Raw genomic sequence first — 23483 nt, forward strand, 5'->3', positions numbered from 1 at the left:
CGCTCCAGCCGGCTCAGGCCAGTCTCGTGCCGTTGGACCCCCGCCCCCGTAGCTACCTACTCGATGCTTGAGGCAACGATGGCGACAGGCAACGGATCTGGTACGCCGTCCGCCTCACCGCCGGCCCTGGTCTTCTCGCCGGCCGATCTTGATCTCCGCCTCCCGCTGCTCCATCTCCCGGCGAAACTCGGCTGCCGCCGCTCGACCGCCGTACGCGGAACCAAGGACGGCACGGGTGCAGCAGGACACCCCAACTCCGCCAAATGGCCGACGAGCTTCCGGGAGTCCACCGTCAGAGAGACCGCTCCTCCCCTGATGCGCCGCGTCGTCGCCAGACTGGCCGACGCCCTGCGCAAGAAGGACATCACGGCAGCCATGAAGCGTTCTCCTCGGACGCCGCAAGCTACGAGGCCCGAAGGCGAAGGCTGGATACCCGCTATCGGTGATGTCCAGGGAGGTTGATCAGCTGCCGGTAGTTTCGCTGGATGGACGAGCTGAGGCTGTGTCGCAGACGTGGAGCGTCGGCGACCTTGGTGTGCTCGAAGGGTCGGTCTCCGCGGGTGGCTGTGCTAGTCGTTCTGGGGGAAGCCGAGGTTCAGACCTCCGTGGCTGGGGTCGAGCCACCGCGAGGTGACGACCTTGCCACGGGTGAAGAACTGCACGCCCTCGGCCCCGTGGGCGTGGCTGTCGCCGAAGAGGCTGTTCTTCCAGCCGCCGAACGAGTAGTAGGACACCGGCACCGGGATCGGCACGTTGACGCCGACCATCCCGACCTCGACCTCGTTCTGGAAGCGGCGCGCGGCTCCGCCGTCGTTGGTGAAGATCGCGGTGCCGTTGCCGTAGGGGTTGGCGTTGATGAGCTCCAGCCCGTCGTCGTACGTCGCGACCCGGACGACCGACAGCACCGGCCCGAAGATCTCCTCGTCGTAGATCGACATTCCCGGCCTGACCTTGTCGAAGAGCGTCGGCGCCAGGAAGAAGCCCTCGCCGTCGGCGTCGTACTGGCCGTTGCGGCCGTCCACCACCAGCTCGGCCCCGGCCTCGACCCCGGCCTCGACGTACGACGTGACCTTGTCGAGGTGCGGTCCGGTGACCAGCGGGCCCATGTCGCAGCCGCGGGTGCCGTCGCCGGTCCGCAGCTTGCCCATCCGGTCTTTGATCTTCTCGATCAGCTCGTCGGCGATCACGTCGACCGCAACCAGGGCCGAGATCGCCATGCAGCGCTCTCCGGCGGAGCCGAAGCCCGCGTTGATCGCCGCGTCCGCGGCAAGGTCGAGGTCGGCGTCGGGCAGCACCAGCATGTGATTCTTGGCTCCGCCGAGCGCCTGGACTCGCTTGCCGTGCGCGGCGCCCGTCTCGTAGACGTAGCGCGCGATCGGGGTCGAGCCGACGAACGACACGGCCTTGACGTCGGGGTGGGTGAGCAGGGCGTCGACGGCCTCCTTGTCGCCGTTGACGACATTGAGGATGCCGTCGGGGAGCCCCGCCGCTTTCCACAGCTCGGCCACCGCGATGGTGGCGCTCGGGTCCTTCTCGCTGGGCTTGAGGACCACGGCATTACCGCACGCGATGGCGATCGGCACGAACCAGAGCGGGACCATGGCGGGGAAGTTGAACGGCGAGATGACCGCGACCACGCCGAGACTCTGGCGGATCGAGTAGACGTCGACCCGGGTCGAGGCGTTTTCGGTGAACCCGCCCTTCATCAGAGTCGGAATGCCACAGGCGAACTCCGCCACCTCGAGACCCCTGGTCACCTCACCCAGCGCGTCACTGAGCACCTTGCCGTGCTCAGCGGTGATCAGGGCGGCGATGCGCTCCTTGTCGCGGTTGAGCAGTTCGCGGAACGCGAAGAGCACCTGGCTCCGCTTGGCCTGGGAGATGTTTCCCCAGCTCTCCTGCCAGGCCTGCTTCGCGATCTCGACGACCTCGGCGACGAGGTCGGCCGACGCGAGGTCGACAACGCCGGAGACCTCGCCGGTTGCCGGGTTGAAGACCTCACTGGTGCGCTCGGCCGTGCCTGTCCAGGGCATGCCGGCAACGAGATGGGTGATGCGGGAGGGTGGCGCTGTCGACATGGAGATCTCCTTGCAGTGATGGAACGGCCTCAGGGCGAGACCATGGGGCGCGGTCTGCACGTTGACCGTGCAGCGCTTGACCGACCGGAGGCGTCACGGCCGTCGAACGCACCGACCGGGCAGTTGTGGACAGGCTCAGTGGCCACAGCCGCCCGCTCGGACGTTCTCTGGGTTCGTCAGGTCACGGCGCCTCTCCGACCAATGCCATGAAGTCGCACTGAACCAGCGACGGGCCGTCCACCAGCAAGGGTTGAGAGTGCCGCGCAGGCCGCGACGCGGGGTCCGGGAACATGCTGACCCATTCCGCATTCACCGGCTCGCGGTTGTCGCGGTCGCGCAGGTAGACGGTCACCTTGATGATGTTCTCCGTGGTGCCGCCGGCAGCCTCGACGATGGCCTTCATGTTGGCGAAGACGTTGACGCACTGGGCGGTCAGGTCCTCCGGCAGGGCGTGCGTGCCGGGGTTCACGCCATGGATCGCGCCCGATACGAGCAGGTTTCCGATCCGACAGGCGTTGGGCACGGGGTGCTTGTGGGCGAGCTCCTTGACGATCACACTCCTCCGACGGCTCACGGCTTCACTCCCTCCGCCGCAGCGGACGCGGTGGGCGCCGCGGCGTTCGCCCGATCGTCCTGGTCCGCAGCGGTGCCGAAACCTGGCGTGAGGTTGAGCCCCTTCGTCTCCGGAAGCCGCACCGTGGCCAGGATCGCGATGCTGTAGCCCAACAGCGCGACCAGCCCGATGGCCTCGGCCAGAGTGATCCACTGGGCAAGAATGCCGATGCAGGAGACCGCGACGGCGCCGGCCGCCTTGCCGAAGTTGTAGGCGAAGCTCTGCCCGCTGCCGCGGATCGCGGTCGGGAACAGCTCCGTGAAGAATGGGCCCAGCGACGCGTAGTTACCGATCGTGAAGAAGCCGAACGGCACACCCATCACGATCAGTCCCCAGCCAGATAGCGGCAAGAACATGTACGCGACCGTCACGAGCCAGGAGCAGACCAGGAACAGCTGGAACGTCCGCCGCCGGCCGAGTGCGTCTCCCAGGTACGCGCTCGCCAGGAACCCGAAGAAGGAACCGCCGGTCACCAGGAACACGTAGAACCCCGCCTGGCCGGGCGACAGGTGCCGTACGGTCTTCATGAAGGTCGGCAGCCAGTTGACGATCGCCCCACCGACGCCGATCACGCCGAAGGCCAGCAGTGACGCCAAGATCGTGGTCGATCGCGTCCCCGGCCCGAAGATCGCCCCGAGCCCGGGGCGGCGGCCGTTGGCCGACATGGCAGCGCGCGTCTGCTGGTACAGCTCCGGCTCCTCGAGTCTGCGGCGCAGGAACAGCACCAGGAGGCCGGGCAGTACGCCGATCATCAGGAGCGCGCGCCAGCCGTACTCCGACGGAACGTGGGCCAGGACCACACCGGCCAAGAGCGCCGCCAAGCTCCAGCCGATGCCGAAGCCACTCTGGACGGAACCCACAGCCTTGCCGCGATGCGCAGGCCGGATGATCTCGCCCATCAGCACCGCACCGGCCGCCCACTCGCCACCGAACCCCAGTCCCTGCAGCACGCGCACGGTGAGGAGCTGCTCGAAGTTCTGCGTGAAGCCCGCGATGAACGTGAACACCGAGAACCAGAGAATCGTGAACTGCATGATGCGGACGCGGCCGAATCGGTCCGCCAGAAGGCCACACGTCCAGCCACCGATGGCCGCCGAGAGCAGTGTCGCCGTGGCCAGGTAGCCGGCCTGCGCCGTCGTCATGCCCCAGGCTGCGATGAGCACGGGGAGCACGAAGCTGAAGAGCTGCGCATCCATCGCATCGACCGCCCATCCCGCGAAGCATCCCCAGAACGTGTTGCGTTCGCGCTTGGTCAGTTCTCGATACCAACCGAACATTCAGTTCCTCCAAGAATTTTGATCGTCTACGGCTCCCCCTCAAACGACAAGTGGTGTCAGACCTCCGTCCATCGTCAGCGAAGCGCCGGTCACGTACGACGCCCGGGCGCTGGCCAGGTACAGCGCCGCATCGGCGACTTCCTCAGGTTTCGCGTACCTCCCGAGCGGGATGCGCGCCTGGTTCTCACGCAAGAGCTCCTCGGGCGGCCTTCCGGTCATGCGCGACTGGGCCTCCAGGGACATCTGCACCCGGTCGGTCATGGTCGCCGCGGGGTTGATGACGTTGACGCGGACGCCGGCGTGGCCCCAAGCAGCTGCCAGTCCGGCGGACGCCAGCATCAGTGCCGCGTTCGCTGCCCCGCCGGGGAGGTGGATCGGCGAGGCGATCTTGCCGCCGGTGCCGATGATGTTGACGATCGCGCCGGACTGCCGCGCCACCATCCGCGGCAGGATGTGGTCCATGACGTTCATGTACGTGAAGAACTTCGCGTCCATCGCCACCCGCCACCGGTCCGGCGTCAGCTCGTTCGGGGGCACGCGCGTGGCGCCGCCGGCGCAGTTGACCAGGACGGCAATCGGCCCGACCTGCTCCTCGGCGGCCGCTACGACCTCTTCGGCCGCAGCCCCATCGGACAGGTCGGCCTGGAACGCCGTGACCGCCACGCCGTCCTTGGCCGAGGTCTTCACGGCGGCGGCCAGATTGTCGCGGCTGCGTGACACGATGACCACGCGGGCCCCTTCGTTGCCGAAGGCGCGGGTGCAGGCCAGGCCGATACCCTTGCTGCCGCCGGTGACCAGAACGACCTTTCCGTCAAGTTCGAGGTTCATCTCAGCAGGTCCTGTTCCAGCACGTCGGGGTTGTGGACGTTGATCGGGGTCCCCTGGGCGAAGGCCACGATCTGGTCGAAGGCATTGCCATAGCCGAACTCGTAGTTGTCGCGTTCGACATAGCCGAGATGCGGTGTGCACAGGACGTTCGGCAGCTGCAGGAGCGGGTCGGTCGGATCGGTCAGTGGCTCGTGCTCGAACACGTCGACCGCCGCCTTTCCGGGCCTGCCGTCGCGCAACGCCGCGACGAGCGCACCGGGTTGGATCAGCTCCGCCCGGCTGGTGTTCACCAGCAACGCCGTCGGCTTCATCAGGGCCAGGTCGTCGGACCCGATCAGGCCCGTGCTCTCCGCGTTCAGGCGCAGGTGCAGGCTGAGCACGTCCGACTGCTCGAACAGGGCCTGCTTGCTCGCGGCAACCCGGAAGCCTTCGGCCCTCGCCCGTTCCAGGGAGCCCTGCCGTCCCCAGATGAGCAGTTCCATTCCGAACGCGACGCCGATCCGCGCCACCATCGAGCCGAGCCTGCCGAAGCCGTAGATTCCCAGCGTCCGGCCGCGCAGCCCCAGCCCGAGGGTGCTCTGCCAGCTGCCGCCGCGTAGCGCAGCACTCTCGAGCGGGATGTTGCGCATCGCGGCCAGGATCAGGCCCCACGTGAACTCCACCGTGGGGTAGGACGGACGTGCGGTCACGGCCGAGGACACGACCACGCCATGCCGCGTGCACGCGGCGAGGTCGATGTGCGGTACGTGACCGTTCTGGCTGATCAGCTTCAAGTTCGGCAGGCGGCTGAGCAGGGCTTCGCCGACTTTGGTGCGCTCGCGCAGCAGGACCAGCACGTCGGCGTCGGACAGCCGCTCAGCCAGGATGTCCACGTCGGCAACGGCGTCGTGCCACACCGTGACGTCGTGGCCCTGGAGCTTGCTGAAGCAGTCGAGCGTACGGACGACGTCCTGGTAGTCGTCGAGGACGGAGACACGGAGCTTCCGCACGGGGCTGGTCATGGCGTCACGCATTCGTCGGGAGATCGGCGACCGCAGTGCCGGCGTCGATCGCCGCGCACTTCGCCTCCTCGAAGGCGGTCTTGGCCAGCGCGCGTTCCAGCACCTCGGCCGCCCGCGCGATCGGGATGAAGCACACGCCGGTCTCGTCGGCGATGACGATGTCGCCGGGCGAGACGCGGACGCCCGCGATCTGCACGTCGCCATTGATCTCAACGGTCTCGATGCGCCACTTGCCTGTCACCGGGGTGATCTCCGTGGCCCACACCGGGTAACCGACCCGCCGCGAATGGCCGAGATCGCGGATGCCGCCGGAGATGATGGCGCCGGCTTCGCTCTGCCGCTTGCCGGTCTGCGCCGAGATGCCACCCATGTTGGAAATGCCCGCGACGCCATCGATCACGACCACGTCGCCGGGCAACGCCAGGTTGTGCGCCTCGAACTCCGCCATCCGGTTGACGTGGCTCCGCGCCGATTCGTAGACGTGCTCCCGCTGCATGATGTTGCGCACGGTCAACGCGGGCCCGACGATGCTCGCGGATGGCATGGTCGGCTTGAGGATCGAGGCACCGATCACCCCGGTGATGCCCAGCTCGTCCATGACGTCCGAGACGACGCTGGTCGCGTCGGTGATGCGCTTGAATCTCTCGACCAGGCCATCCGGCGGGCGCGGGGTGCGCAGCAGGCGGATCCGGTCGGGGCTGATCTTCCCAGTCAGCTTGGGCAACACGTCTCCGGCGGGAGCGTAATTCATGGAGAAAATTCCTCACGGGTTCGAGGGCGCCAGTCGGCCAAGATGTCGGCCGTTGTGTGAGGCCCGTCATAGCGTTCGATGGCTGATAGCGTGGCTTGAGCAGCCTCGAATGGTCCAATAGACAGTCTGGGGGGAGCATTATCACTCAGACGAATAACGCGCGGCTTGATCTCAACCTGCTCACGGTCATCGAAGCCGTCATGATGGAACGCAACGTGACGCGCGCCGCGGCCAGTCTGTCGATGAGCCAGCCGGCCGTCAGCAACGCGCTTCGGCGCGCACGAAAGCTGACGCAGGACCAGCTGTTCCTCAAGGTCGCGGACGGCGTGCAGCCGACAGCGCGGATGCTCGCCATCTGGCCCGAGCTCCATCGCTCACTGGCGGTGATCCGAGCCTCGATCGCACCCCAGCAGTTCGATCCGCGCACGGATCCCACCAGCTTCCGGATCGCGGTCACCGACAGCTTGGCGGCGGAAGCGGTCTGCGGCATCACCTCAAGACTGAGGGCCACGTCGCCCTATGCCCGCATCGCGTTCTCGTTCCACACGAATGCCAGCTCGCTGGACGGAATCGAACGGGGCACACTGGACTGCGCAGTCGGCATGTTTCCAGCGCTTCCTCGTGCCATCCATGTGCAGAGCCTTCGCACGGATCGCTACGTGTGCGTGATGCAACGCGGGCACACGTTGTCGCAAGAGATGACCCTGGAGCAGTTCGCGGCGGCTTCGCACGTGCTGGCGACCCCGTCAGGCTCGGACCTAGGCGTGGTCGACGGATGGCTCAGCCTGGATGGTCGCACAAGGACGATCGTCGCAGTCGTCAACCACTTCGCTCATGCCTTGCGGATCGTCGGCGAGAGCGACTTGCTGACCTGTGTGCCGAGCGGCTTCCTCGAGGGGCCGGGCCGGATGCTCGTCGAGCAGCACGACTTGGTGGTCCGCGACCTGCCCTTCGAGACCGAGAAGCTGATCTACAAGCTCGTGTGGCATGAGCGGCTCCATGTCCACCCCGCTCACCAGTGGTTCCGCTCGCTCGTTGCCGACATCTGCGGATAGCCGGCCGGATCTTGTACGGCGCGCTCATCCGACTGACACCGTGGTCCAGTCGGGCCCGAGAGGTCCCGTGTCTGCCGGCGGCTGATGCATGGACATGATCAGGATCGCCTGGGGTAGCCAGCGCCGTACGGCGTACAGGACCTGGCTGGCGGTGTCTGTGTCCAGGCCCGTCGTCGGCTCGTCGATGAGGAGTACGTCGGGTTGGGTAGCGAGGGCGCGAGCGAGGTGGAGTCGGCGCTGCTCGCCGCCGGACAGGCTGCGCCCACCGACGCCCAGACTGGTCTGCGGTCCCACCCCGGCGTGGTCGAGGGCCATGGCGGTGAGCAGGTCGGCGACCTCGGCGGCATTCGCGCTCGGGTTGGCCAGGCAGAAGTTGTCGGCGACCGTCCCGGTGAACAGGTAGTCATCGGCCAGTACAGCGGTGACGACGGCCGAACCGGGCTGTCGCCGGAGCGCTGTGGCGACGGCTGTGATGAGCGTGGTCTTTCCGGTGCCGGACGGGCCGGTTATGACGAGGCTCTGGCCGGCACTGACCCTGAATCCAATCTCGCGAGCATGCCGCATTGGTGTGGCGGGCAGTTGGTAACTCGACACGGCGAGGCCGTGACCGTCGTACTCGACACGGAACGTCTTGGCGACCTCCGGCCGGCGGCACACATCTTCGCCGACCGGCGCGAGGTGAGCCTCGGCCCGGCGCGATTGGACCCACGCCGTCGCGGCGTCCACCAGACGCTCTGCATTGGCCATGACTCCAGCCGCCAGCAAAGCAACGAAGACCAAACTCGCGACCGAGCCACCGGCCGGTGCGGCGAGCAGAACCGCGAACAGCAGCCCGATGGCCGCCACTGCGCGGACGCCGCCCAGAGCACCAGCCGTGGTCACAATGTGGCTGTTTCGCGTGCTCTCGAAGGCGTCCAGGCGGCGCAGTGTGCGGTGCACAAGCTGGTCTGAGGCTCCTAACGACGCCATCTCGGGCCATGCCTCGACCGCAGTAACCAGTTCGGTCCGCAGCAGACCGCGGGTGTGGCCGGTCTCATCCATCCGGCGAGCTGTGGCTGCGGCGAGCACTGCGCAGGCGATCACGGCGACGACCAGTGCCAGCGCCACGAGCGGATAGCCGGCGAGCACGATCGCAGCGCAGCCGCCTCCTGTCATCACGGCGCCGACGACTACGGGCGCAGTGGCCTGGATGACCGCCATGCCGATGGTGTCTGCGTCAGCCATGACCCGGTCCAGCGACTGACCGGACCAGGCAGCGCCTTCGGCTCCTGCGGCCTGGTCGTAGACGTCGAGCCTGGCGGCACTCGTCCGCCGGAGGGCGGCCGCGTGCAGGACCACCCGGTTGGCATAGCCAGTCGCAATCCGGACGAGCGCGAGCCCGCGCACCCCACCGCTTGGCGCGAGATAGGAAAACACGCTGTAGGTGCTGGCTCCAGCAACGGCTGAAGCGGCGATGAACCATCCCGAAAGTCCGAGCAGACCGACGGAGCAGGCCTCGGCGAGAACGGCCAGCAGCAGGCCGATGGGTGCGAGCGCCTTCGTTCTCATACCCGCATCGCCTCCTGGTCGGTGCGGATCGTCCCATCGGTCAGACCGAGCAGGAGGTCCGCGGAGCGGGCGAGAGCCGTCGAGTGCGTGGCCACGACGACGGTGCGGCCACGGGTGGCGTTGCGTAGGGCAACAATGATCTGCGCCTCGGTGTCCGCGTCGAGATGCGCGGTCGGCTCGTCGAGGACCCACAGACCCGCATCGCTGAGGAACGCGCGGGCGATCGCGATGCGTCGTGCCTCGCCGGTCGACAGACCCGAGCCGCCCTCCCCCAGCGGCGTGTCCAGGCCCTGCGGAAGTCGTGCGACGACCTCAGCCAACCCGGCCGCGACGATCGCGCGCTCGACGTCCGCACGGCTGGCGTTCGGTCGTCCGATCCGGATGTTGTCGCCGATCGATCCCGGCAGCAGCACCGTCTGCTGGCCGATCCAGGCACAGCCACCGAACCGTGGCGCCGACGCTCCGCTCGGGGTCAGCCACTGGACGGACCCATGACTCGGCGTGCGTACTCCGGCGATCAGCGACAGCAAGGTGGTCTTGCCGGCACCGGAAGGCCCGGCCACAACCGTCCAGCCTCCCACATGAGCGGTCAGGTTCACGTCTCGCAGTGTGGGCTCCTCTGTGGCGGGGAACCGGAGAGAGACGTTGCCCAGGACAACAGTCACGGGCGCACCCGACGGCGGTACGCGATCGCCCGCCACCACAGAGGATTCCGGCTCGACGAGGAGCCCCCGGATCGCCGGAACCGCCGCCAGTGCTCGTTCCTTGCGGTGGTACGCGGCAGCCATGGCCCGCATCGGCCGGAAGTACATCGGGCAGATCAGCAGAGCGAGCAGGCCACGGAACAGTGTCATGCTGGGCGCAGCACCGATCCGCACGTAGCCGAGCAGCGACAGGCCGACGTACGTCGCGTTGGCCGCGATGGAGAACGTGATCACGACATCCATCACCGCGCCGGACAGCGCGGCCCGTCGTACAACGGCGATGGTCATCGCATTCAAGTCGTCGGCTGTGCGAGCCAGTTCGGTACGGCGCCGCGCCAACGCCCCGACATTTCGAAGCGTGGGCATGCCACGGAAGCTGTCGAGGACGACCGCGCCGAGCCTGGTGGTGGCCGCCATCCGCGCGTCGGCCCCTTCCTTGGCGAACAGACCCGCGAGCCTCAGGTTCAGTGGGAGGAGCAAGCTCGCCAGCAGCAGGATCACGGCGGCGGGCCACTGCGCCACCGCTGTGGTGACGAGAATCAGCGCCATCGATACAGGGGCAGACGTTCGCTGTGGTAGGGCCTGCGCGTGGAAGTCGGCGATGTCGTCGGTCAACTCCACTGCTGCGAGTGCAGCCGCCGCGGGATCTGGCTCCGTGTGCCGCCGGCTGGCCGGTAGCAGTCCGGCGACCAGTCGCCGCCGCATCGCGTAGGCGATCCGGAGGCGGCCGGCGGCCTGGAATCGTGCCGCGCTCCAGGTCGTTCCCGCCGCGAGAAGGCCGCCACCGAACAGGACACCCAGTCCCCGCCAGGTCGGCCGATCGCCGTGAAGAACATCACCTGCGATCAGTGCCAGACCCACCCACTGGGCGATGGTGAACGCCGTCTCCAATGCCTGGCAGCCGGCCGCGGACAGCAGCCACCGATAGCCGGACGACGCGGCAGTGGCGAGCCACTCGCCCGCCTCCACTGTTGACGTCCCGGCCCGGTCAGTCGTCATCGTGCATCCGGTGTTCATCGATGATCCAGGCGATCCCGCCGGTCAGGGCAATGAGAACCATGCACGCGATGCTGAGCAGGCGGCGGCCGTAATGCTTGGGATAGCCGGAGAACATTCCCTGACACACGCAGTACAGCAACCAGCCGACGACAACTCCGCCGACGGCGAGCACCGTGCGAGCGAGCAATCGGCGCACGTGCGCGACCTGGGTTCGAGCGCTCATCGAGCGCCTCCTGCCGTTCCGTTCGAGAGATGGTTGGCCGGCGCCTTGCCTCGGAAGGCGTGGTGAGCGAACCAGTTGTAGAAAAGGATCAGCGGCACATTCAGCCCGATCCCCACCGCGAGAAACGCCAGCGTGCCGGACGGAGCCGCTGTGTTGGCGAGCGTCAGATGAGGTGACGCCAGCACCGGATAGCGGGCCACCACCAGGGCGATGACCAGCGCCACCACGGCGGTGACCAGGCCCACGAAGGGGATGCCGTCGTACTGCGAAGAAGGCCGCAAGGTCATCACGCTCATCACCACACCGGCAAGGGCGAACAGCAGGAGCCCGGCGAAGGCGATGATCCGCGCAGGACCGTGCAGGCTCAGCGGAGTTGCTGTACTGCCGACCTCCAGGAGGCAAATAGCAGCTAGGAGCGATGCGACCCCGGCGCAGACCGTGCCGCGACGTCCCGCTCGGGCACGGAGTTGCCCGATTGCCTTCCACTTCGTGTAGGCGTACCCCAAAGCCAGGTAGCCACAGACGACTGTCACCGCGGACAGCGCGGAGAACCAACTGATCGCGCCGAACGGCGAGCCGGAGAACGCTCCGTGCACCACGCCGAGTTGCGCGGTCAAGGTCGCAACGGCTACGCCTTGAGCAAGCGCCGCGGTCAGTGAGCCAACGCCGAAGGCCTTCTCCCACCGGGGAGCGGGATGGGCCTGGGAGGCCATCTCCACGCTGACCCCGCGAACGATCAGCCCGAACAACATGACGATCTCCGGCAGATACGCATGCGGGAGCATCGCACCGAACGCCGCCGGGAAACCTGCCCACAGACACACGCCGAGCAGGACCAGCCAGGTCTCGTTGCCGTCCCAGGCCTGGGCGACCTGTTCGACCATCTCGTGCCGACAGGTCGCGTCCGGTTCGATCAAGGAGGCGATGCCGATACCCAGGTCATAGCCGTCCAGTACGACGTACATCAGCAGACACAGCAGGATGAGCAAGAACCAGATCGTGGCCATCAGTTCATCCTCCCGCCGGCAAGCCCGGCCATCGGGACCGTGTCGAGAACCGGGTGGCGTTCATCGGGATCGACCTGGTCGGGACCGATCCGCACCGTGTGCACGATGTAGGCGACGTACGCGACCAGCATCACGACGTACAGCAACGAAAAGCCGACCACGGAGAACACGAGCTCGCCGGGCGCCAGGTGCGACACGGCGTCCGCGGTGCGCAGCTGACCGAACACCACCCACGGTTGGCGCCCCGTCTCGGCCGTGGCCCAGCCGCCCAGGATCGCAAGGATGCCCACAGGTGTCGTCCAGAGTAGGAACCGGTGGAAGCGTCTGGAGATCCACAGTTTTCGGCGAAAGCGCAGGACAGTCGCGTAGAAGACAGTACCGAACATCAGTAGCGCGGCCAGGAACATCACCCGGAAGCCCCAGAAGACCGCGGCCATATCCGGCCGATCGGCCTTCGGCGTCAGCTCAAGCCTGGGGATCGCCGTCTTGCAGGTGAGGTCCCGGTTGATCGCGCTGCCAAGGCACGGGATGTTCAGCTCCACGAGGTTGCGCTGCGCCTGCTGGTCGGGGATCGCAAAGAGCACGAAGCCGGTGTTGCCTTCGGTCCAGTTGCCTTCGAGGGCCTCCAGTTTGGACAGCTGGTGCGGCAGGACCGCGCCGGCGGTGTGGTCACCGACGAAGATCTGCACCGGCACCAGCATCGCCGCCACACCCAGTGCGATCGACACCGACTGGCGGGCGAACGTCAGAGCCCGGCCCTTGACCAGGTAGTACGCACCGATGCCGGCCACGAAGAACGCGGCGGAGATGAGTACGGCGAGCACCATGTGCGGCCACCGCCAGACGAACGACGGGTTGAAGATCGCGTTCACCCAGTCGGTCGGCTCGAACCGCCCGTCGCGTACGACGAACCCGGCCGGCGTCTGCATCCAGGAGTTCGCGGCGACGATCCAGGTCGAGGACAGGATCGTGCCGAGCGACACCATCACCGACGAGGCGAACATCGTCGCGTGCCGGACCCGTCCGTCGCCGTACAGCAGGACGCCGATGAACCCAGCCTCCACGAAGAACGCCGTGACGACCTCCATGCCGATGATCGGGCCGATGACCGGACCGGTCTTCGCGGCGTACCCGCCCCAGTTCAGCCCCATCTCGAAGGTGATGACGATGCCGGCCACGACTCCGATCGCGAACCCGACCGCGAAGACGCGGCGCCAGAACCGGAACAGCTGCAGATAGACCGCCTCGCTGGTCTTCCAGTACATCCCGTAGAGGACGCTCAGCAGGATCGACAGCCCGACCGTGATCGCCGGAAACGTCATGTGGAACATCACGGTGATGACGAACTGCCACCGCGACAGATCGATCAGACTCATGTCGACTCTCCGGTCAGGCGTCGAGTACGGGCGCGTCCACGGCCGCCTTGGTGAACCGCGGCAGTGCGGCGGCGCCGATGGCCAGCAGGGCGATGATGACCATCTGCACGACTTCGACGGTGGCGAAGGCATGTGCGGTGTTGTGCTCGGCGCGGGCGAGGTAGAGCGTGCCGAGGGTGGCTACCCCGAGCGCGAGTCCGCTCTGCTGAAGGGTGATCAGTACGCCGCTGCCGACACCGCCGAGGTGCGTCGGGACATCGGCGAGCACGCTGCGGAACAGGCCGGCGAAGAGCATGGACTGCCCGGCGCCGGCCAGCGCGAGCGGGATGGCCATGTCCCAGAGGGTGACGTGTGGCCAGCGGCCGACGACGACGGCAACTAGTGAGGCGAGGCCGGCCAGTTGAACGACCGCGCCCACCGACAAGGCCGCCCGCCCGAAGCGACCGATCACCCGCGGCGCAAACAGCGAGCCGAGGAAGAACATCAACGCCATCGGCAGGATCGCCAGGCCGCCATGGAGTGCGTCCTCGTGTAAGCCGTCCTGGACGGTCAGGGCGAACACGAACATGAACGCGCCGAAGCCGATGCTGAATGCGAACACCATCACCAGACCACGCGACATCGACGGCAGCTTGAGCAGCGACGGTGGTAGCAGTGGGATCTGGCCCTGTCGCTCCGTACGCCGCTCCACCACGGCGGTGGCGGCGCCGAGAACGACCGCGAGGCCGATCATCGCCCAGGTCCACCACGGCCAGCCCAGCGAGTGTCCCTCGGTGAGCGGGATCAGTACTGCGGTCAGCGTGGCGGCGAACAACACGGTGCCGGGCAGGTCGACGCCGACCGGATGCTCCGAATGAGTGCTGGGCACGATCCGGGCCGCGACGACCAGCACCACCAGGCCGATCGGTACGTTGACCAAGAAGATCGGCCGCCACGACGTTCCGGCGATGTCGGCGCTGACCAGCAGCCCGCCGACGAGTTGCCCGACCACGGCTGCGATCCCGGACGTCGCGCCGTACAGGGCCAGAGCCCGTGCCTTGCGTTCGTGCTCGAGGGTGTGATGGAAGGTCGCGAGTACCTGCGGAATGAGGAGAGCGGCGGTCGCGCCCTGCACGATGCGGGCGGCGATCAGTACGCCGACGGTCGGCGCGAAACCACACACCGCCGAAGCCACGATGAACCCGACGAGTGCGCCGAGGAACATGCGGCGACGGCCGAAGCGATCACCGAGCCGGCCACCGAGGACCAGCAGAGCGGCGTACGCGACGCCGTACCCGGCGATCACCAGCTCCAGCTGGGACGCCGAGGCGTGCAGCGAGGCGTCGATGCTCGGCAGCGCGACGTTGGTGATGAAGAAATCCATGATCGGCAGGAACGCACCGGCGAGCAGGAAGAACACGCCGACGGGGTGCAACCCGCCGGACAGCGCTTCCGCACGCGGTGACGTCGCGCCGGCCCGCCGCGCTGGAAAAGTAACGGCCATATCGACTCCAACTGATTATGACTCGATAACTATAAAGACAAGATCAGTATGCATTCATAACTATGCGCCGACAACCATCTATGCTGGAGGTGTGACGAAGAACCCATCGCGGCCGGCGCGCCTCTCCCGCAGACCAGCCGCCGAGGAGCGCTGGGCCGAGCTCGCCGATCTGGCGCTGATCATCAGCCGCGAGATCCAGTACCGCGGCTACTCCGACGAACGGACCGTCTCCCTGACCCAGTCGGAGGGCATCGTGATGCGCTACCTGCTCCAGGGTGAAGCTGCCGCCCCCAGCCAGATCGCCGCCGGCACTGGACTGCAGCGCACCAATCTCTCCACGACACTGCGCGGTCTCGAACAGAAGGGCCTCATCCAGCGGCAGGCCAACCCGACCGACGGCCGTGGCGTCACCGTCAGCCCGACCGAACACGGACGCAGCAACTTAGCCCTCGCGCGACATGAGTGGGCAACCGCCGTCGGCGCAGCAGCCGACCACGACACCACCCACCTCGACGCGACCCTCATCCTCCTCACCGCTGTCAAGGACGGCCTGGTGAGGACACGGCCACCAACCCCGTCCGCGCACCCACCGGCGTAGCCTCCGGCACCCGCACGCCCGGCGGCACGGGTGCGGCTTCTTGTGTTTTTGGGACCAGTGACGACTCCTAGTTGCGATTGGCAACTGCATCCATCGCCGCGCTGAGAACCAGACCACCTCACAGCGTTGACATCATCGTGGTTGTCGGCCGTTCACGCGTGCGGTTGTCTGTGAGGGGTGGCAGTAGAACGCATCGCCGTCCACACTCGAAACAAGGGGCCAGTCATCAAGAGCGCCGACATCAACAGTTCAGGGCGCGTCCGTGGCTGTCGCGGAAGGCGCAGTACCAGCATGGGAGATCGGATGAGGCAACAGCCATCGGTCAGAACCCCGCCACCACTCGACGGCGTCGAAACCACGGGCAGCCCGCATGCGCAATTCCTCGCGACCGAGCACTGGAGCTTGCTCGCCACGCGCAGTATGACGTGGAACGAGATCTTCAGCCGGACCGGCACCTATCTGACCGTCCTCTCGGCCACCGTCATCGCCCTCTCACTGGTGGCGAACGCGACCGGATTCGGGCAGAGCTTCCAGACGTTCGCACTACTTGTTCTCCCCGTTGCCTTACTTGTCGGCGTGGGAACGTACTTCCGCCTCATCGAGGCCGATATCGAGGACGCCTGGCTGGTGATCGGCATGAACCGGCTACGGCACGCCTACCTTGAGCTCGCACCTGAGCTGGAGCCGTACTTTGTCGCAAGCCATCATGATGACGCACCCGGGCTGTTGAAGACCTACAGCTTTCGCAGCCGGGTCGGCCTGACCCACTGGCTCTCGGGATCGCCCGTCATTGTGGGCATTATCAACGCCGTCGTCACCGGCGTGCTGGCCGCGGTGATCTGCGAGGCCGCCGACGCTGGGGCCACGCTTCGCACCATCACCGGCGCCCTGGCCGCCGTGGCGACCGCGATCCTGCTCGGCATCATCGGTTACCGAAAGGTCCACGAGGTAATCCGCGACTACCAGCCGCGTTTCCCCAGCTGACTACCCGGCCGAGGCGGTCTCGTTCTCGCCGGAACCCTGCTGGCGATTCGCCGGGTCGCCGACGAGGCCGGACTCCGAAGAGGACTCGACTCGCTGCTGTTCAGCGAGGCGGATCGCTAGCTGTTCGCCTCAGATCGCCGCGGCCGCTTCAAGACGCTGGGGACGAGCGCACCTGCAGGATCACACCCCCGCTGCGGCCGTCGGTGTCGAAGTAGCTGAATCCACTCCGGTCAGGGTGCCGCCGGGGCAGGAGTCAGAAAGGGAGTTCGTGTAGCCGCGCAGTTCGGCAGGTGCCTGGTTCGGTCCAGGTGAGGGTGGCCGACGGGGTGTCGAGGGTCGCGTCGAGGGTTACGTGGTCGTTGTGGTGGGTCCACGTCAAGGTCAGGTGAGGGCCGCCGCCCGCGGCTGAGAACGTGCCCTCGAAAGCCGGGTGGGAGTTGCGGAAGCGGATGAGTCGAGGCAGTGCCTGCACCACCGGGCGTCGCAGCTCGTGCTCGATCTCCGCGCGTGTGTAGTGGTGGCGGTTGACGTCGCGCCCGACGTTGGAGCGTGCCAGGAGCTTCATGTCGTTGGAGCCGGCGAGGAGTCCGACGTAGTACACCTGCGGGATCCCGGGCGTGAGGAACTGCACCGCCCGAGCCAGCAGGTAGCGGTCGTCGTCCCGGCCGAGGGCGTCGTAGAAGGTGCAATTCACCTGGTACAGATCGACGTTGGAGGCGGCGGCGCCGGTCGCCCGGCGTGAGGTGCCTCCGCTGCCGTCGTGGATCGCCTCGACCAGGCGATCGATCTGCTCGGGTGTGAGCAGTCCGGGCTGGGACCGGTCGGTGGCGTCGGCGCCGACGTCGATCACTCCGATGCCGTCATGGGTGTCGAGCACGGTGACCGCGCCCGGTGGCCGGATGGCCAGCCAGCTCAAGAGCGGGTCAGCGTCCGCTGCGGTGATCGCGTGGAGCACCAGCGGTGGAAGGGCGAAGTCGTAGACGCGGTCCACCCGCCGTGCGATCTCGATCTGCCGGAGGTAGTACGAGTGGACCTCGACGAGAACCTCGAGTCCGCGCTCGCGGCACCAGACGGTGACGTCGTCGATGAACTCGAACGTCTCCGGGGTCATGAACGAGGTCAGCCCTGGCGTCTTCACGGCGTAGCCGACCGCGTCCAGACGCACTCGTCGTACCCCGGCCGCGGCGAGCCGGTTGAGAACCTTGACCAGGTACTCGCGCGTCCCCGCCTGCCGTACGTCGATATCGATCTGCTGCGGTGTGAACGTCGTCCAGACCAGCCGCTTGGTGCCGTCCGCGAGCTGGTACGGCGTGAACGGCAGCCCGGGACGCGGCCGGTACAGGCGCAGCAGCATCTCCTCGGTCGCCCCGTCGGGAAAGACGCCGGCGAAGGTGAGGACCATACCGGCGTACTCGGACCGCCCGCCGTGCGCGAGCCAATCCACGAACGGCGGGGAATCGGCCGAGACATGGTTGACGATGACGTCCACCATCAGGTCGAAGTCCTTCGCGAGGCGCGCGACGTCCTCCCAGCTGCCGAGCCGTTCGTCGACCTCGGTGTGGTCCACCGGGTCGAAGCCGGCGTCGGCGCCGTCGTACCGCGGGAAGAACGGCAGCACGTGGACCCCGCCGAACAGTCCCGCGAGCGGCCCGCGCAGTACTTCATGCAGGCCCGGCAGGTCTCCGCCGAGGCGGTCCGCGTAGGCGATCAGCTCAACCTTGTCTGCCATGGTCACCTGCCGTCAGACCCGCGGTGCGTCCTCGGGAACCTCCAGATCACCCTGCTCGTCGACCGGCCGGACGACGAGTACGTCGCAGCCGGCCCGCTTGGTCACTTCGGTGGCCACCGTCCCGAGCAGTCTGTCCGCGAGTGAGCGGTCATGGACGGCACCAAGCACGATCAGGTCCGCGGAACGCTCTTCGGCCGTGGTGGTGAGCGCACTGGACGGCTCGCCATCGACGAGGAGGGCGGCGGAGACGGTCGCCCCCTCCTTCCTCGCTGTCATCATGGCCAGGTCCAGGGCGAGGCCGGGCCCACGTGCCCGGCTCGCCCTCGGTACGCATCGACGAGGTCGCCGCGGCCCGAACCGCGGTCAACCACCTGCTGCACCAAGGGCACGAGAAGATCGGCTTCATCGCCGGCGCACCGGACGATCCCGGCTTCGGCTTCGCCTCCTCCGAGCAACGCCGTCAGGGCTACGACCAAGCCCTGAGATCCGCTGGGCTCCCGGTCGATCCGGACCTCACGGTCACCGGTCGCTACGGGCTCGAAGGCGGCGCGGCCGCGATGGCGCAACTCCTGTCCGGACCGGTACTGCCGACCGCGGTGTTCGCGGAGTACGACGAACTGGCCCTGGGAGCACTGTGGGCACTACGCCGGGCCGGCCTCCAGGTGCCCGAAAGAATGTCGGTCGTGGGCATCGACGATCACGAGCTGGCACAGGTCCTCGACCTGACCACCGTGGCACAAGACGCCCACGAGCAAGGCGCGGTCGCCGCCCAACTACTGCTGCAATCCTTGGGGACGCCGTCGGATCACGAGCCCGACACCGACATCATCCTCCCGACCCATCTCGTCCTCCGCGCCAGCTCAGCGCCCCCACGTCCTACCCGCCGCAAACGCTGATCACCCGCGTGACCAGAGTTCGCCACGGGTTTCGGCTTGCAGTTGCACCGGGGCCTCGGCCCGTCGACCCCTTCGCCCGACTGAACGCAGTACCTGATCAGACCTCGGACACTCGGCCGATCAGTGGCAGCACCGTCCGCCGGGCGGCAAGCACCTGAGTTGACTGGCGCAGCGACGGTTGTCATGCGCAGCCTGTTGACCCAGCGTGGCGCTGGTGCTAGCGAGGTGAGTGGTACGTCGTCGACGCACCCGTGGCCGCCCCCGGGTGCGACTGACTCGAGGGGGTCGCGCGGGGACCGGTCGCGCTCGCACGTGCACCGGGAGGAACCCATGCGCACCGTGTCCACAGCCTCGCGCCGCCGAGGCGTCATCGTCGCGATCGTCGTGGCTGCACTCGCCGCATCGACCCTCGCCGCCACCAGCGCCTCCGGCGCTCCCGAGCGGCAGGAGCAGCAGAAGCCGAAGGTGTCGAAAGTCGCCGCCTTCGACCGCAGCAAGCCGCTGCGCGATCTTCGAGTCGTCGCACCGCGAAGGACCGGAACCAGCCCCGCCGAGCGGGGCGCCGTGCCGCGAGACACCGGGTACACCGGGGACGCCGCCTTACAGACCGCACCGGCAGCGGGCGACGCGCCGACGCTGATCCAGTCGTTCGAGGGCGTACCCAACATCCAGCAGGTCTCACCGCCTGACCCGGTCGGAGACGTCGGTCCGAACCACTACGTCGAGATGGTCAACCTCAGCTTCGCGATCTACAACAAGTTCGGCACGAAGCTGTTCGGACCGGCTGACCTCGGCACGCTGTGGCAGGGCTTCGCCATACCGGACTGCTCCGACAGCGCCGGCGACCCGATCGTCCTGCACGACCAGTTCGCCGACCGCTGGATCCTCACCCAGTTCACCGCCCTCGGCCCGAACTACTGGAACTGCATCGCGGTCTCGCAGACATCCGACCCGCTCGGCGCCTACTTCCGGTACGCCGTACCGACCGGCCTCAACTTCCCCGACTATCCCAAGTACGGCGTGTGGCCGGACGGGCTCTACATCAGCACCAGGGAGTTCGATCCGGACGACAACTTCGCCGGCAACGGCGCCTACGTCGTCAACAAGGATCAGTTGTACGCCGGGAACCCCAACGCCGCCGTGGTCAGCTTCCTCCTGCCACCGGGCACCACCCCATGGTTGCAGGGCGACGGCCTGCTCCCGACAGACCTAGATGGCAACCAGCCGCCGCCCGCCGGTACGCCGAACTTCTACGTCGGTTCGATGGACGACGGAGCGCAGTATGCCGCACCAGCTGATGCACTGAACGTGTTCGAGTTCCACGTCGACTGGGCCACGCCGACCGCGTCGACCTTCACCTTCACCGGATCGTTGCCGGTGGCACCGTTCGACTCGATCTTCCCCTGCCGTGGCAACAACTCCCGCGCGTGCATCCCGCAGCCGGGGACCAAGAACCTGATCGACGTGCTGTCGTATCGACAGCGGCCGATCTGGCGGCTGGCCTATCGCAACTTCGGTACCCATCAAGCGATGGTGACCAACCAGTCCGTCGAAGCACAGCCGAAGCTCGCCGGCACCCGCTGGTACGAACTGCGCAACACCGGCTCCGGCTGGAGCGTCTACCAGCAGAGCACCTACTCGCCCGCGGACAAGGTAAACCGCTGGATGGGCAGCGTCGCGATGGACGAGAGGGGCAACATGGCGCTGGGCTACAGCGTCTCCAGCCAGCAGGTGTTCCCGGGGGTCCGATTCACCGGCCGGCTCGCCACCGCGCCACTCGGCACGATGCAGGCCGAGGCGAGCATGATCGCAGGCACCGGATCGCAACTGGTCAGCAACCGCTGGGGCGACTACACATCGATGAACGTCGACCCGGTGGACGACTGCACCTTCTGGTACGTCAACCAGTACTACCGGAACTCCTCCAACAACGGCTGGCAGACCAGGATCGGATCCTTCGCGTTCCCTGGCTGTAGCTGAAGCAGACATGTCAGGCGGATTCACGGGCTACTTCGGTGGATCCGCCTGACCCGCGACGGCGTCCCCCGGCACAACCGCGTCGAGCACGATCGAGGCAGGCATTTCGGGGTATGCGGCGTCGGCGGTAATCCGCGGCGTTTCATCGGTTCCATTGATCTCCCACAGGAACCCGACTGCTCAGACCGTCCGAGCCACCGGGCATCCTCGACTGATTGCGGTCATGGGGTTGGGCTGTCCTTCGGCGAACCGAGTTCGAGGCGTGTGGTTAAGGTGCGTGTTCCTCCTCGGACACAGACTTATCCACACGGTCGGCCAACGGGTCGCCCAGAACTTCGGATCGGCTCGGTCTAGGGTTCGCGATGATGCCGAGTTGGTCGACGTACCCCTCGAGTTCTTCACGACTCAGGCGCCTCTCGCTCGGCGCCGCGGCCAACGCCGTCTCAGCAGCCCGGTTCTCCCCGACAGCCGCGTTGTACTGCGCCCGCAGCTCGACCGGATCCCCGCCGGCAGCCAATGCCTTGCGCAACTTCTTCATGACGAGCTCAGCCGCGGCAACCCGACACCTCTCAGATCCCTGCGACGAACAGCGCTGTGGGCAGGTCGGACAACGCCTGGATCCGCACCTATCCGAGTGCCGGTGAGTGCTCGGTTGGACGGCGTCCCCAGGCCGAGATCAACGGCGCGAGTGTCAGGTCGAGTTTGCCCGCATGGATGGCGGCCAGGTGTGCGTCGATCTCGGAATCGTCGGCCAGACCGGCCGCGAGCAGTTCGCCGCGCACGTGCCGGATGGTCGCCGCCTCCAGCCGGTCGCAGGCCAGCCCGCCGACCGGGAAAGAACCAGCCGCGGCGACATCTACCAAGCCTGCCTCACGCAATGCCCGCGGCAGTGTCCGGCCGTAGCGCAGGCCCGCGCCACGAGACGTCAGCAGCTCCCGGACCGCGTCGCGCAGCCGGTTGGCCCGCCGCTGCGCAGGGCCGCTGTCGTCCAGGCATGCCAGTGGCTGCAGAGCGGTATCGGCGTCCTCGATCAACAGCCAGCCGCCGGGCCGCAACGCTGCCGCCATCGTGGCCAACGCCCGAGCCCGGTGCGTGCACACGGTTCTCGTCGAGCACTACGATCGACGCATGAGCGACCGCGCCGTCGCGATTCTCAAGACGCATGACATGGTGGAGACGATCCGGTGGTACGCCGCCGCCGGCTTCGACGTACGTGACCGCTTGCCCGATGACAATCCCACCTGGTGCGAGGTCGCTCGCAACGGCGTTGTCTTGCAGTTCCTCTCCGGGGATACGCCGTGGCTCGGCGCACCGACGCTCACAGGTTGTCTCTACCTCTACCCGCCAAGCGTGGCCGCCGTGGCCGAGGAACTCAAGGGCAAGGTCGACCTCCCCTTTGGCGTCGAGGAGCGGGAATGGGGGAGACGCGAGCTGGTCCTGCAAGACCCGAACGGCTACTACCTCACGTTCGCCGAGGACCTCTAGAGACTCGCGTCGATGTGGGCGCGCTTCCCGCGTGGCTGCGCTCCCGCGAGCGGTAGACGGAGCGCTCGGCGGCATGAAGGACACGCTGAGCCCGACCCCCTCGCACTGGGGTTCAAGGGCTCAGAAGGCCGGTACTCCATCCCATGTTCTGATAGCCGGGCTCTTAACGTGGGGTGCACCGCAGCAGGCTTGCGACGAGCTGATCCTCTTCCGCTGCAACCCGGACATCCACCAGATCGACATAATCGCCATTGCCACCGGATTGCGCGCTGACCTCCGCTCAGCGACCGGTCAGCGATTGGGCGAGCAGGGCAGTGCCGTCGAGTACTTGCGGTATGGCGCTGCGCCGGTTGGTGGCCAGGGTCAGGACGTGGCCGGGTGCTGGGGGCGGGAGTTCATGGACTGTCAGGTTGGGTCCGCCGCCCGCCTTGAAGCGGGCTTCCGCGATCGTCCAGGCGGTCACGTCCGCCATCGACCTGTCGTGGACTCTCTCGACATCGACGCCGACCCGGCCACCGGCGCGGACCGCGGCGACCGTCACGACCTTGCCACTGTGTGACACCGACACGTCCAGGTCCGTGCCGGGAAGTGTCGGCCGGCCGTGCCAGCCGCCGCAGGTTGAACAGGTCCGGTCCACAGTCAACGTCGGAGCTGGGACGCCGAGCCACGCGCCCGCCACGGCTCGCAGCAAAGCGGCGCCGAGCAACGTCCTGCCGCGATCCGCTTCGCGGGCGCATCGCGTGACCCGCTGCCGCTCGCGATCATCGAGCAACGCGAGCAGCCCGGTGTCCGCCGCGGCCAGGCCGATGGTGAACACAGTCACGTGGGCGACTCGTTGAGCTCTCACGAAGTATTAGGTTAGCCTCACCTC

23 protein-coding genes are annotated in these 23483 nt (G+C 67.3%); 6 read left to right on the plus strand and 17 right to left on the minus strand.

What is annotated here, in order from left to right; genetic code table 11:
- Positions 1-569 precede the first annotated feature (569 nt).
- The 6 genes from AB0E63_RS03490 to AB0E63_RS03515 form a co-directional block, all read right to left on the minus strand.
- Positions 570-2078, minus strand: a complete 1509-nt coding sequence (locus tag AB0E63_RS03490; RefSeq protein ID WP_360360681.1) for a CoA-acylating methylmalonate-semialdehyde dehydrogenase — start codon at positions 2076-2078, stop codon at positions 570-572.
- A 181-nt stretch (positions 2079-2259) separates the two neighbouring features.
- Complete coding sequence (locus AB0E63_RS03495; RefSeq protein WP_360360684.1) at positions 2260-2634, minus strand: RidA family protein; 375 nt, start codon at positions 2632-2634, stop codon at positions 2260-2262.
- A 14-nt stretch (positions 2635-2648) separates the two neighbouring features.
- A complete protein-coding gene (locus tag AB0E63_RS03500) occupies positions 2649-3968 on the minus strand; it encodes an MFS transporter (RefSeq protein ID WP_360360687.1) in 1320 nt (439 codons plus the stop codon).
- 39 nt (positions 3969-4007) lie between these two features.
- A complete protein-coding gene (locus AB0E63_RS03505; protein ID WP_360360690.1) occupies positions 4008-4796 on the minus strand; it encodes an SDR family oxidoreductase in 789 nt (262 codons plus the stop codon).
- Positions 4793-5797, minus strand: a complete 1005-nt coding sequence (locus AB0E63_RS03510; protein WP_360360693.1) for a D-2-hydroxyacid dehydrogenase family protein — start codon at positions 5795-5797, stop codon at positions 4793-4795. Before AB0E63_RS03510 ends, AB0E63_RS03505 begins: the two co-directional genes overlap by 4 nt.
- 4 nt (positions 5798-5801) lie before the next feature.
- The gene (locus tag AB0E63_RS03515) at positions 5802-6548 is read right to left on the minus strand and encodes a hypothetical protein (protein ID WP_360360696.1); all 747 of its coding nucleotides are present in this window, start codon (positions 6546-6548) and stop codon (positions 5802-5804) included.
- Positions 6549-6643: 95 nt separating this feature from the next.
- On the opposite strand from AB0E63_RS03515, the gene AB0E63_RS03520 reads away from it, so the two are divergent.
- Positions 6644-7603: a LysR family transcriptional regulator gene (locus tag AB0E63_RS03520; protein WP_360360699.1), complete on the plus strand. Its 960-nt coding sequence runs from the start codon at positions 6644-6646 to the stop codon at positions 7601-7603.
- A gap of 24 nt (positions 7604-7627) precedes the next feature.
- Here the strand turns inward: AB0E63_RS03520 and AB0E63_RS03525 are convergent, their stop codons facing one another.
- From AB0E63_RS03525 to AB0E63_RS03550, 6 genes are read right to left on the minus strand one after another with little or no spacing between them, the layout of a single operon-like run.
- Entirely contained in the window at positions 7628-9151 is a 1524-nt protein-coding gene (locus tag AB0E63_RS03525; RefSeq protein WP_360360702.1) for an ATP-binding cassette domain-containing protein, read from the minus strand.
- Positions 9148-10854, minus strand: coding sequence for an ATP-binding cassette domain-containing protein (locus AB0E63_RS03530; RefSeq protein ID WP_360360705.1), 1707 nt, complete (start codon positions 10852-10854; stop codon positions 9148-9150). Before AB0E63_RS03530 ends, AB0E63_RS03525 begins: the two co-directional genes overlap by 4 nt.
- Positions 10844-11077: a hypothetical protein gene (locus AB0E63_RS03535; protein ID WP_360360708.1), complete on the minus strand. Its 234-nt coding sequence runs from the start codon at positions 11075-11077 to the stop codon at positions 10844-10846. Before AB0E63_RS03535 ends, AB0E63_RS03530 begins: the two co-directional genes overlap by 11 nt.
- On the minus strand, positions 11074-12084 hold the full coding sequence (locus tag AB0E63_RS03540) for a cytochrome d ubiquinol oxidase subunit II (RefSeq protein ID WP_360360711.1): 1011 nt from the start codon (positions 12082-12084) through the stop codon (positions 11074-11076). Before AB0E63_RS03540 ends, AB0E63_RS03535 begins: the two co-directional genes overlap by 4 nt.
- Positions 12084-13460, minus strand: a complete 1377-nt coding sequence (locus AB0E63_RS03545; protein WP_360360714.1) for a cytochrome ubiquinol oxidase subunit I — start codon at positions 13458-13460, stop codon at positions 12084-12086. Before AB0E63_RS03545 ends, AB0E63_RS03540 begins: the two co-directional genes overlap by 1 nt.
- Before the next feature lie 13 nt (positions 13461-13473).
- Positions 13474-14943: an MFS transporter gene (locus AB0E63_RS03550; RefSeq protein ID WP_360360717.1), complete on the minus strand. Its 1470-nt coding sequence runs from the start codon at positions 14941-14943 to the stop codon at positions 13474-13476.
- 91 nt (positions 14944-15034) lie between these two features.
- Between AB0E63_RS03550 and AB0E63_RS03555 the strand changes: the two genes are divergently transcribed.
- Together AB0E63_RS03555 and AB0E63_RS03560 are read left to right on the plus strand one after the other, a co-directional pair.
- A complete protein-coding gene (locus tag AB0E63_RS03555; protein WP_360360721.1) occupies positions 15035-15541 on the plus strand; it encodes a MarR family transcriptional regulator in 507 nt (168 codons plus the stop codon).
- 177 nt (positions 15542-15718) lie between these two features.
- Positions 15719-16525 (plus strand): hypothetical protein, encoded by an 807-nt coding sequence (locus tag AB0E63_RS03560; RefSeq protein WP_360360724.1) that lies wholly within the window; start codon positions 15719-15721, stop codon positions 16523-16525.
- Positions 16526-16778: 253 nt separating this feature from the next.
- On the opposite strand, the gene gtfA is transcribed toward AB0E63_RS03560, so the two are convergent.
- Both gtfA and AB0E63_RS03570 read right to left on the minus strand, forming a co-directional pair.
- Positions 16779-18254 carry a sucrose phosphorylase gene (gene gtfA / locus AB0E63_RS03565; protein WP_360360727.1) on the minus strand — a complete coding sequence of 492 codons (1476 nt, stop codon included), beginning with the start codon at positions 18252-18254 and terminating at the stop codon, positions 16779-16781.
- A gap of 12 nt (positions 18255-18266) precedes the next feature.
- Positions 18267-18533 carry a universal stress protein gene (locus AB0E63_RS03570; RefSeq protein WP_360360730.1) on the minus strand — a complete coding sequence of 89 codons (267 nt, stop codon included), beginning with the start codon at positions 18531-18533 and terminating at the stop codon, positions 18267-18269.
- A gap of 29 nt (positions 18534-18562) precedes the next feature.
- On the opposite strand from AB0E63_RS03570, the gene AB0E63_RS03575 reads away from it, so the two are divergent.
- Entirely contained in the window at positions 18563-19150 is a 588-nt protein-coding gene (locus AB0E63_RS03575; RefSeq protein WP_360360733.1) for a substrate-binding domain-containing protein, read from the plus strand.
- 330 nt (positions 19151-19480) lie between these two features.
- On the plus strand, positions 19481-21130 hold the full coding sequence (locus AB0E63_RS03580; RefSeq protein WP_360360736.1) for a hypothetical protein: 1650 nt from the start codon (positions 19481-19483) through the stop codon (positions 21128-21130).
- 265 nt (positions 21131-21395) lie between these two features.
- Here AB0E63_RS03580 and AB0E63_RS03585 read toward each other — a convergent pair whose 3' ends face one another.
- Together AB0E63_RS03585 and AB0E63_RS03590 are read right to left on the minus strand one after the other, a co-directional pair.
- On the minus strand, positions 21396-21665 hold the full coding sequence (locus tag AB0E63_RS03585) for a hypothetical protein (protein WP_360360739.1): 270 nt from the start codon (positions 21663-21665) through the stop codon (positions 21396-21398).
- A gap of 88 nt (positions 21666-21753) precedes the next feature.
- Positions 21754-22227 carry a hypothetical protein gene (locus tag AB0E63_RS03590; RefSeq protein WP_360360742.1) on the minus strand — a complete coding sequence of 158 codons (474 nt, stop codon included), beginning with the start codon at positions 22225-22227 and terminating at the stop codon, positions 21754-21756.
- 28 nt (positions 22228-22255) lie between these two features.
- On the opposite strand from AB0E63_RS03590, the gene AB0E63_RS03595 reads away from it, so the two are divergent.
- Positions 22256-22612, plus strand: a complete 357-nt coding sequence (locus AB0E63_RS03595; RefSeq protein WP_360360745.1) for a hypothetical protein — start codon at positions 22256-22258, stop codon at positions 22610-22612.
- A gap of 280 nt (positions 22613-22892) precedes the next feature.
- Here AB0E63_RS03595 and AB0E63_RS03600 read toward each other — a convergent pair whose 3' ends face one another.
- The gene (locus AB0E63_RS03600; protein ID WP_360360748.1) at positions 22893-23459 is read right to left on the minus strand and encodes a hypothetical protein; all 567 of its coding nucleotides are present in this window, start codon (positions 23457-23459) and stop codon (positions 22893-22895) included.
- Positions 23460-23483 lie beyond the last annotated feature (24 nt).

It is taken from the genome of Kribbella sp. NPDC026596, from assembly GCF_040638415.1.
In the GTDB taxonomy this organism is placed as follows: Bacteria; Actinomycetota; Actinomycetes; order Propionibacteriales; family Kribbellaceae; genus Kribbella.

Coding starts and splice junctions, on each gene's coding strand:
- AB0E63_RS03490 (WP_360360681.1), bottom strand. CDS start 2,078: ATGTCGACAGCGCCACCCTCCCGCATCACCCATCTCGTTGCCGGCATG.
- AB0E63_RS03500 (WP_360360687.1), bottom strand. CDS start 3,968: ATGTTCGGTTGGTATCGAGAACTGACCAAGCGCGAACGCAACACGTTC.
- AB0E63_RS03505 (WP_360360690.1), bottom strand. CDS start 4,796: ATGAACCTCGAACTTGACGGAAAGGTCGTTCTGGTCACCGGCGGCAGC.
- AB0E63_RS03510 (WP_360360693.1), bottom strand. CDS start 5,797: ATGACCAGCCCCGTGCGGAAGCTCCGTGTCTCCGTCCTCGACGACTAC.
- AB0E63_RS03515 (WP_360360696.1), bottom strand. CDS start 6,548: ATGAATTACGCTCCCGCCGGAGACGTGTTGCCCAAGCTGACTGGGAAG.
- AB0E63_RS03525 (WP_360360702.1), bottom strand. CDS start 9,151: ATGAGAACGAAGGCGCTCGCACCCATCGGCCTGCTGCTGGCCGTTCTC.
- AB0E63_RS03530 (WP_360360705.1), bottom strand. CDS start 10,854: ATGACGACTGACCGGGCCGGGACGTCAACAGTGGAGGCGGGCGAGTGG.
- AB0E63_RS03535 (WP_360360708.1), bottom strand. CDS start 11,077: ATGAGCGCTCGAACCCAGGTCGCGCACGTGCGCCGATTGCTCGCTCGC.
- AB0E63_RS03540 (WP_360360711.1), bottom strand. CDS start 12,084: ATGGCCACGATCTGGTTCTTGCTCATCCTGCTGTGTCTGCTGATGTAC.
- AB0E63_RS03545 (WP_360360714.1), bottom strand. CDS start 13,460: ATGAGTCTGATCGATCTGTCGCGGTGGCAGTTCGTCATCACCGTGATG.
- AB0E63_RS03550 (WP_360360717.1), bottom strand. CDS start 14,943: ATGGCCGTTACTTTTCCAGCGCGGCGGGCCGGCGCGACGTCACCGCGT.
- gtfA (WP_360360727.1), bottom strand. CDS start 18,254: ATGGCAGACAAGGTTGAGCTGATCGCCTACGCGGACCGCCTCGGCGGA.
- AB0E63_RS03570 (WP_360360730.1), bottom strand. CDS start 18,533: ATGATGACAGCGAGGAAGGAGGGGGCGACCGTCTCCGCCGCCCTCCTC.
- AB0E63_RS03580 (WP_360360736.1), top strand. CDS start 19,481: ATGCGCACCGTGTCCACAGCCTCGCGCCGCCGAGGCGTCATCGTCGCG.
- AB0E63_RS03585 (WP_360360739.1), bottom strand. CDS start 21,665: ATGAAGAAGTTGCGCAAGGCATTGGCTGCCGGCGGGGATCCGGTCGAG.
- AB0E63_RS03595 (WP_360360745.1), top strand. CDS start 22,256: ATGAGCGACCGCGCCGTCGCGATTCTCAAGACGCATGACATGGTGGAG.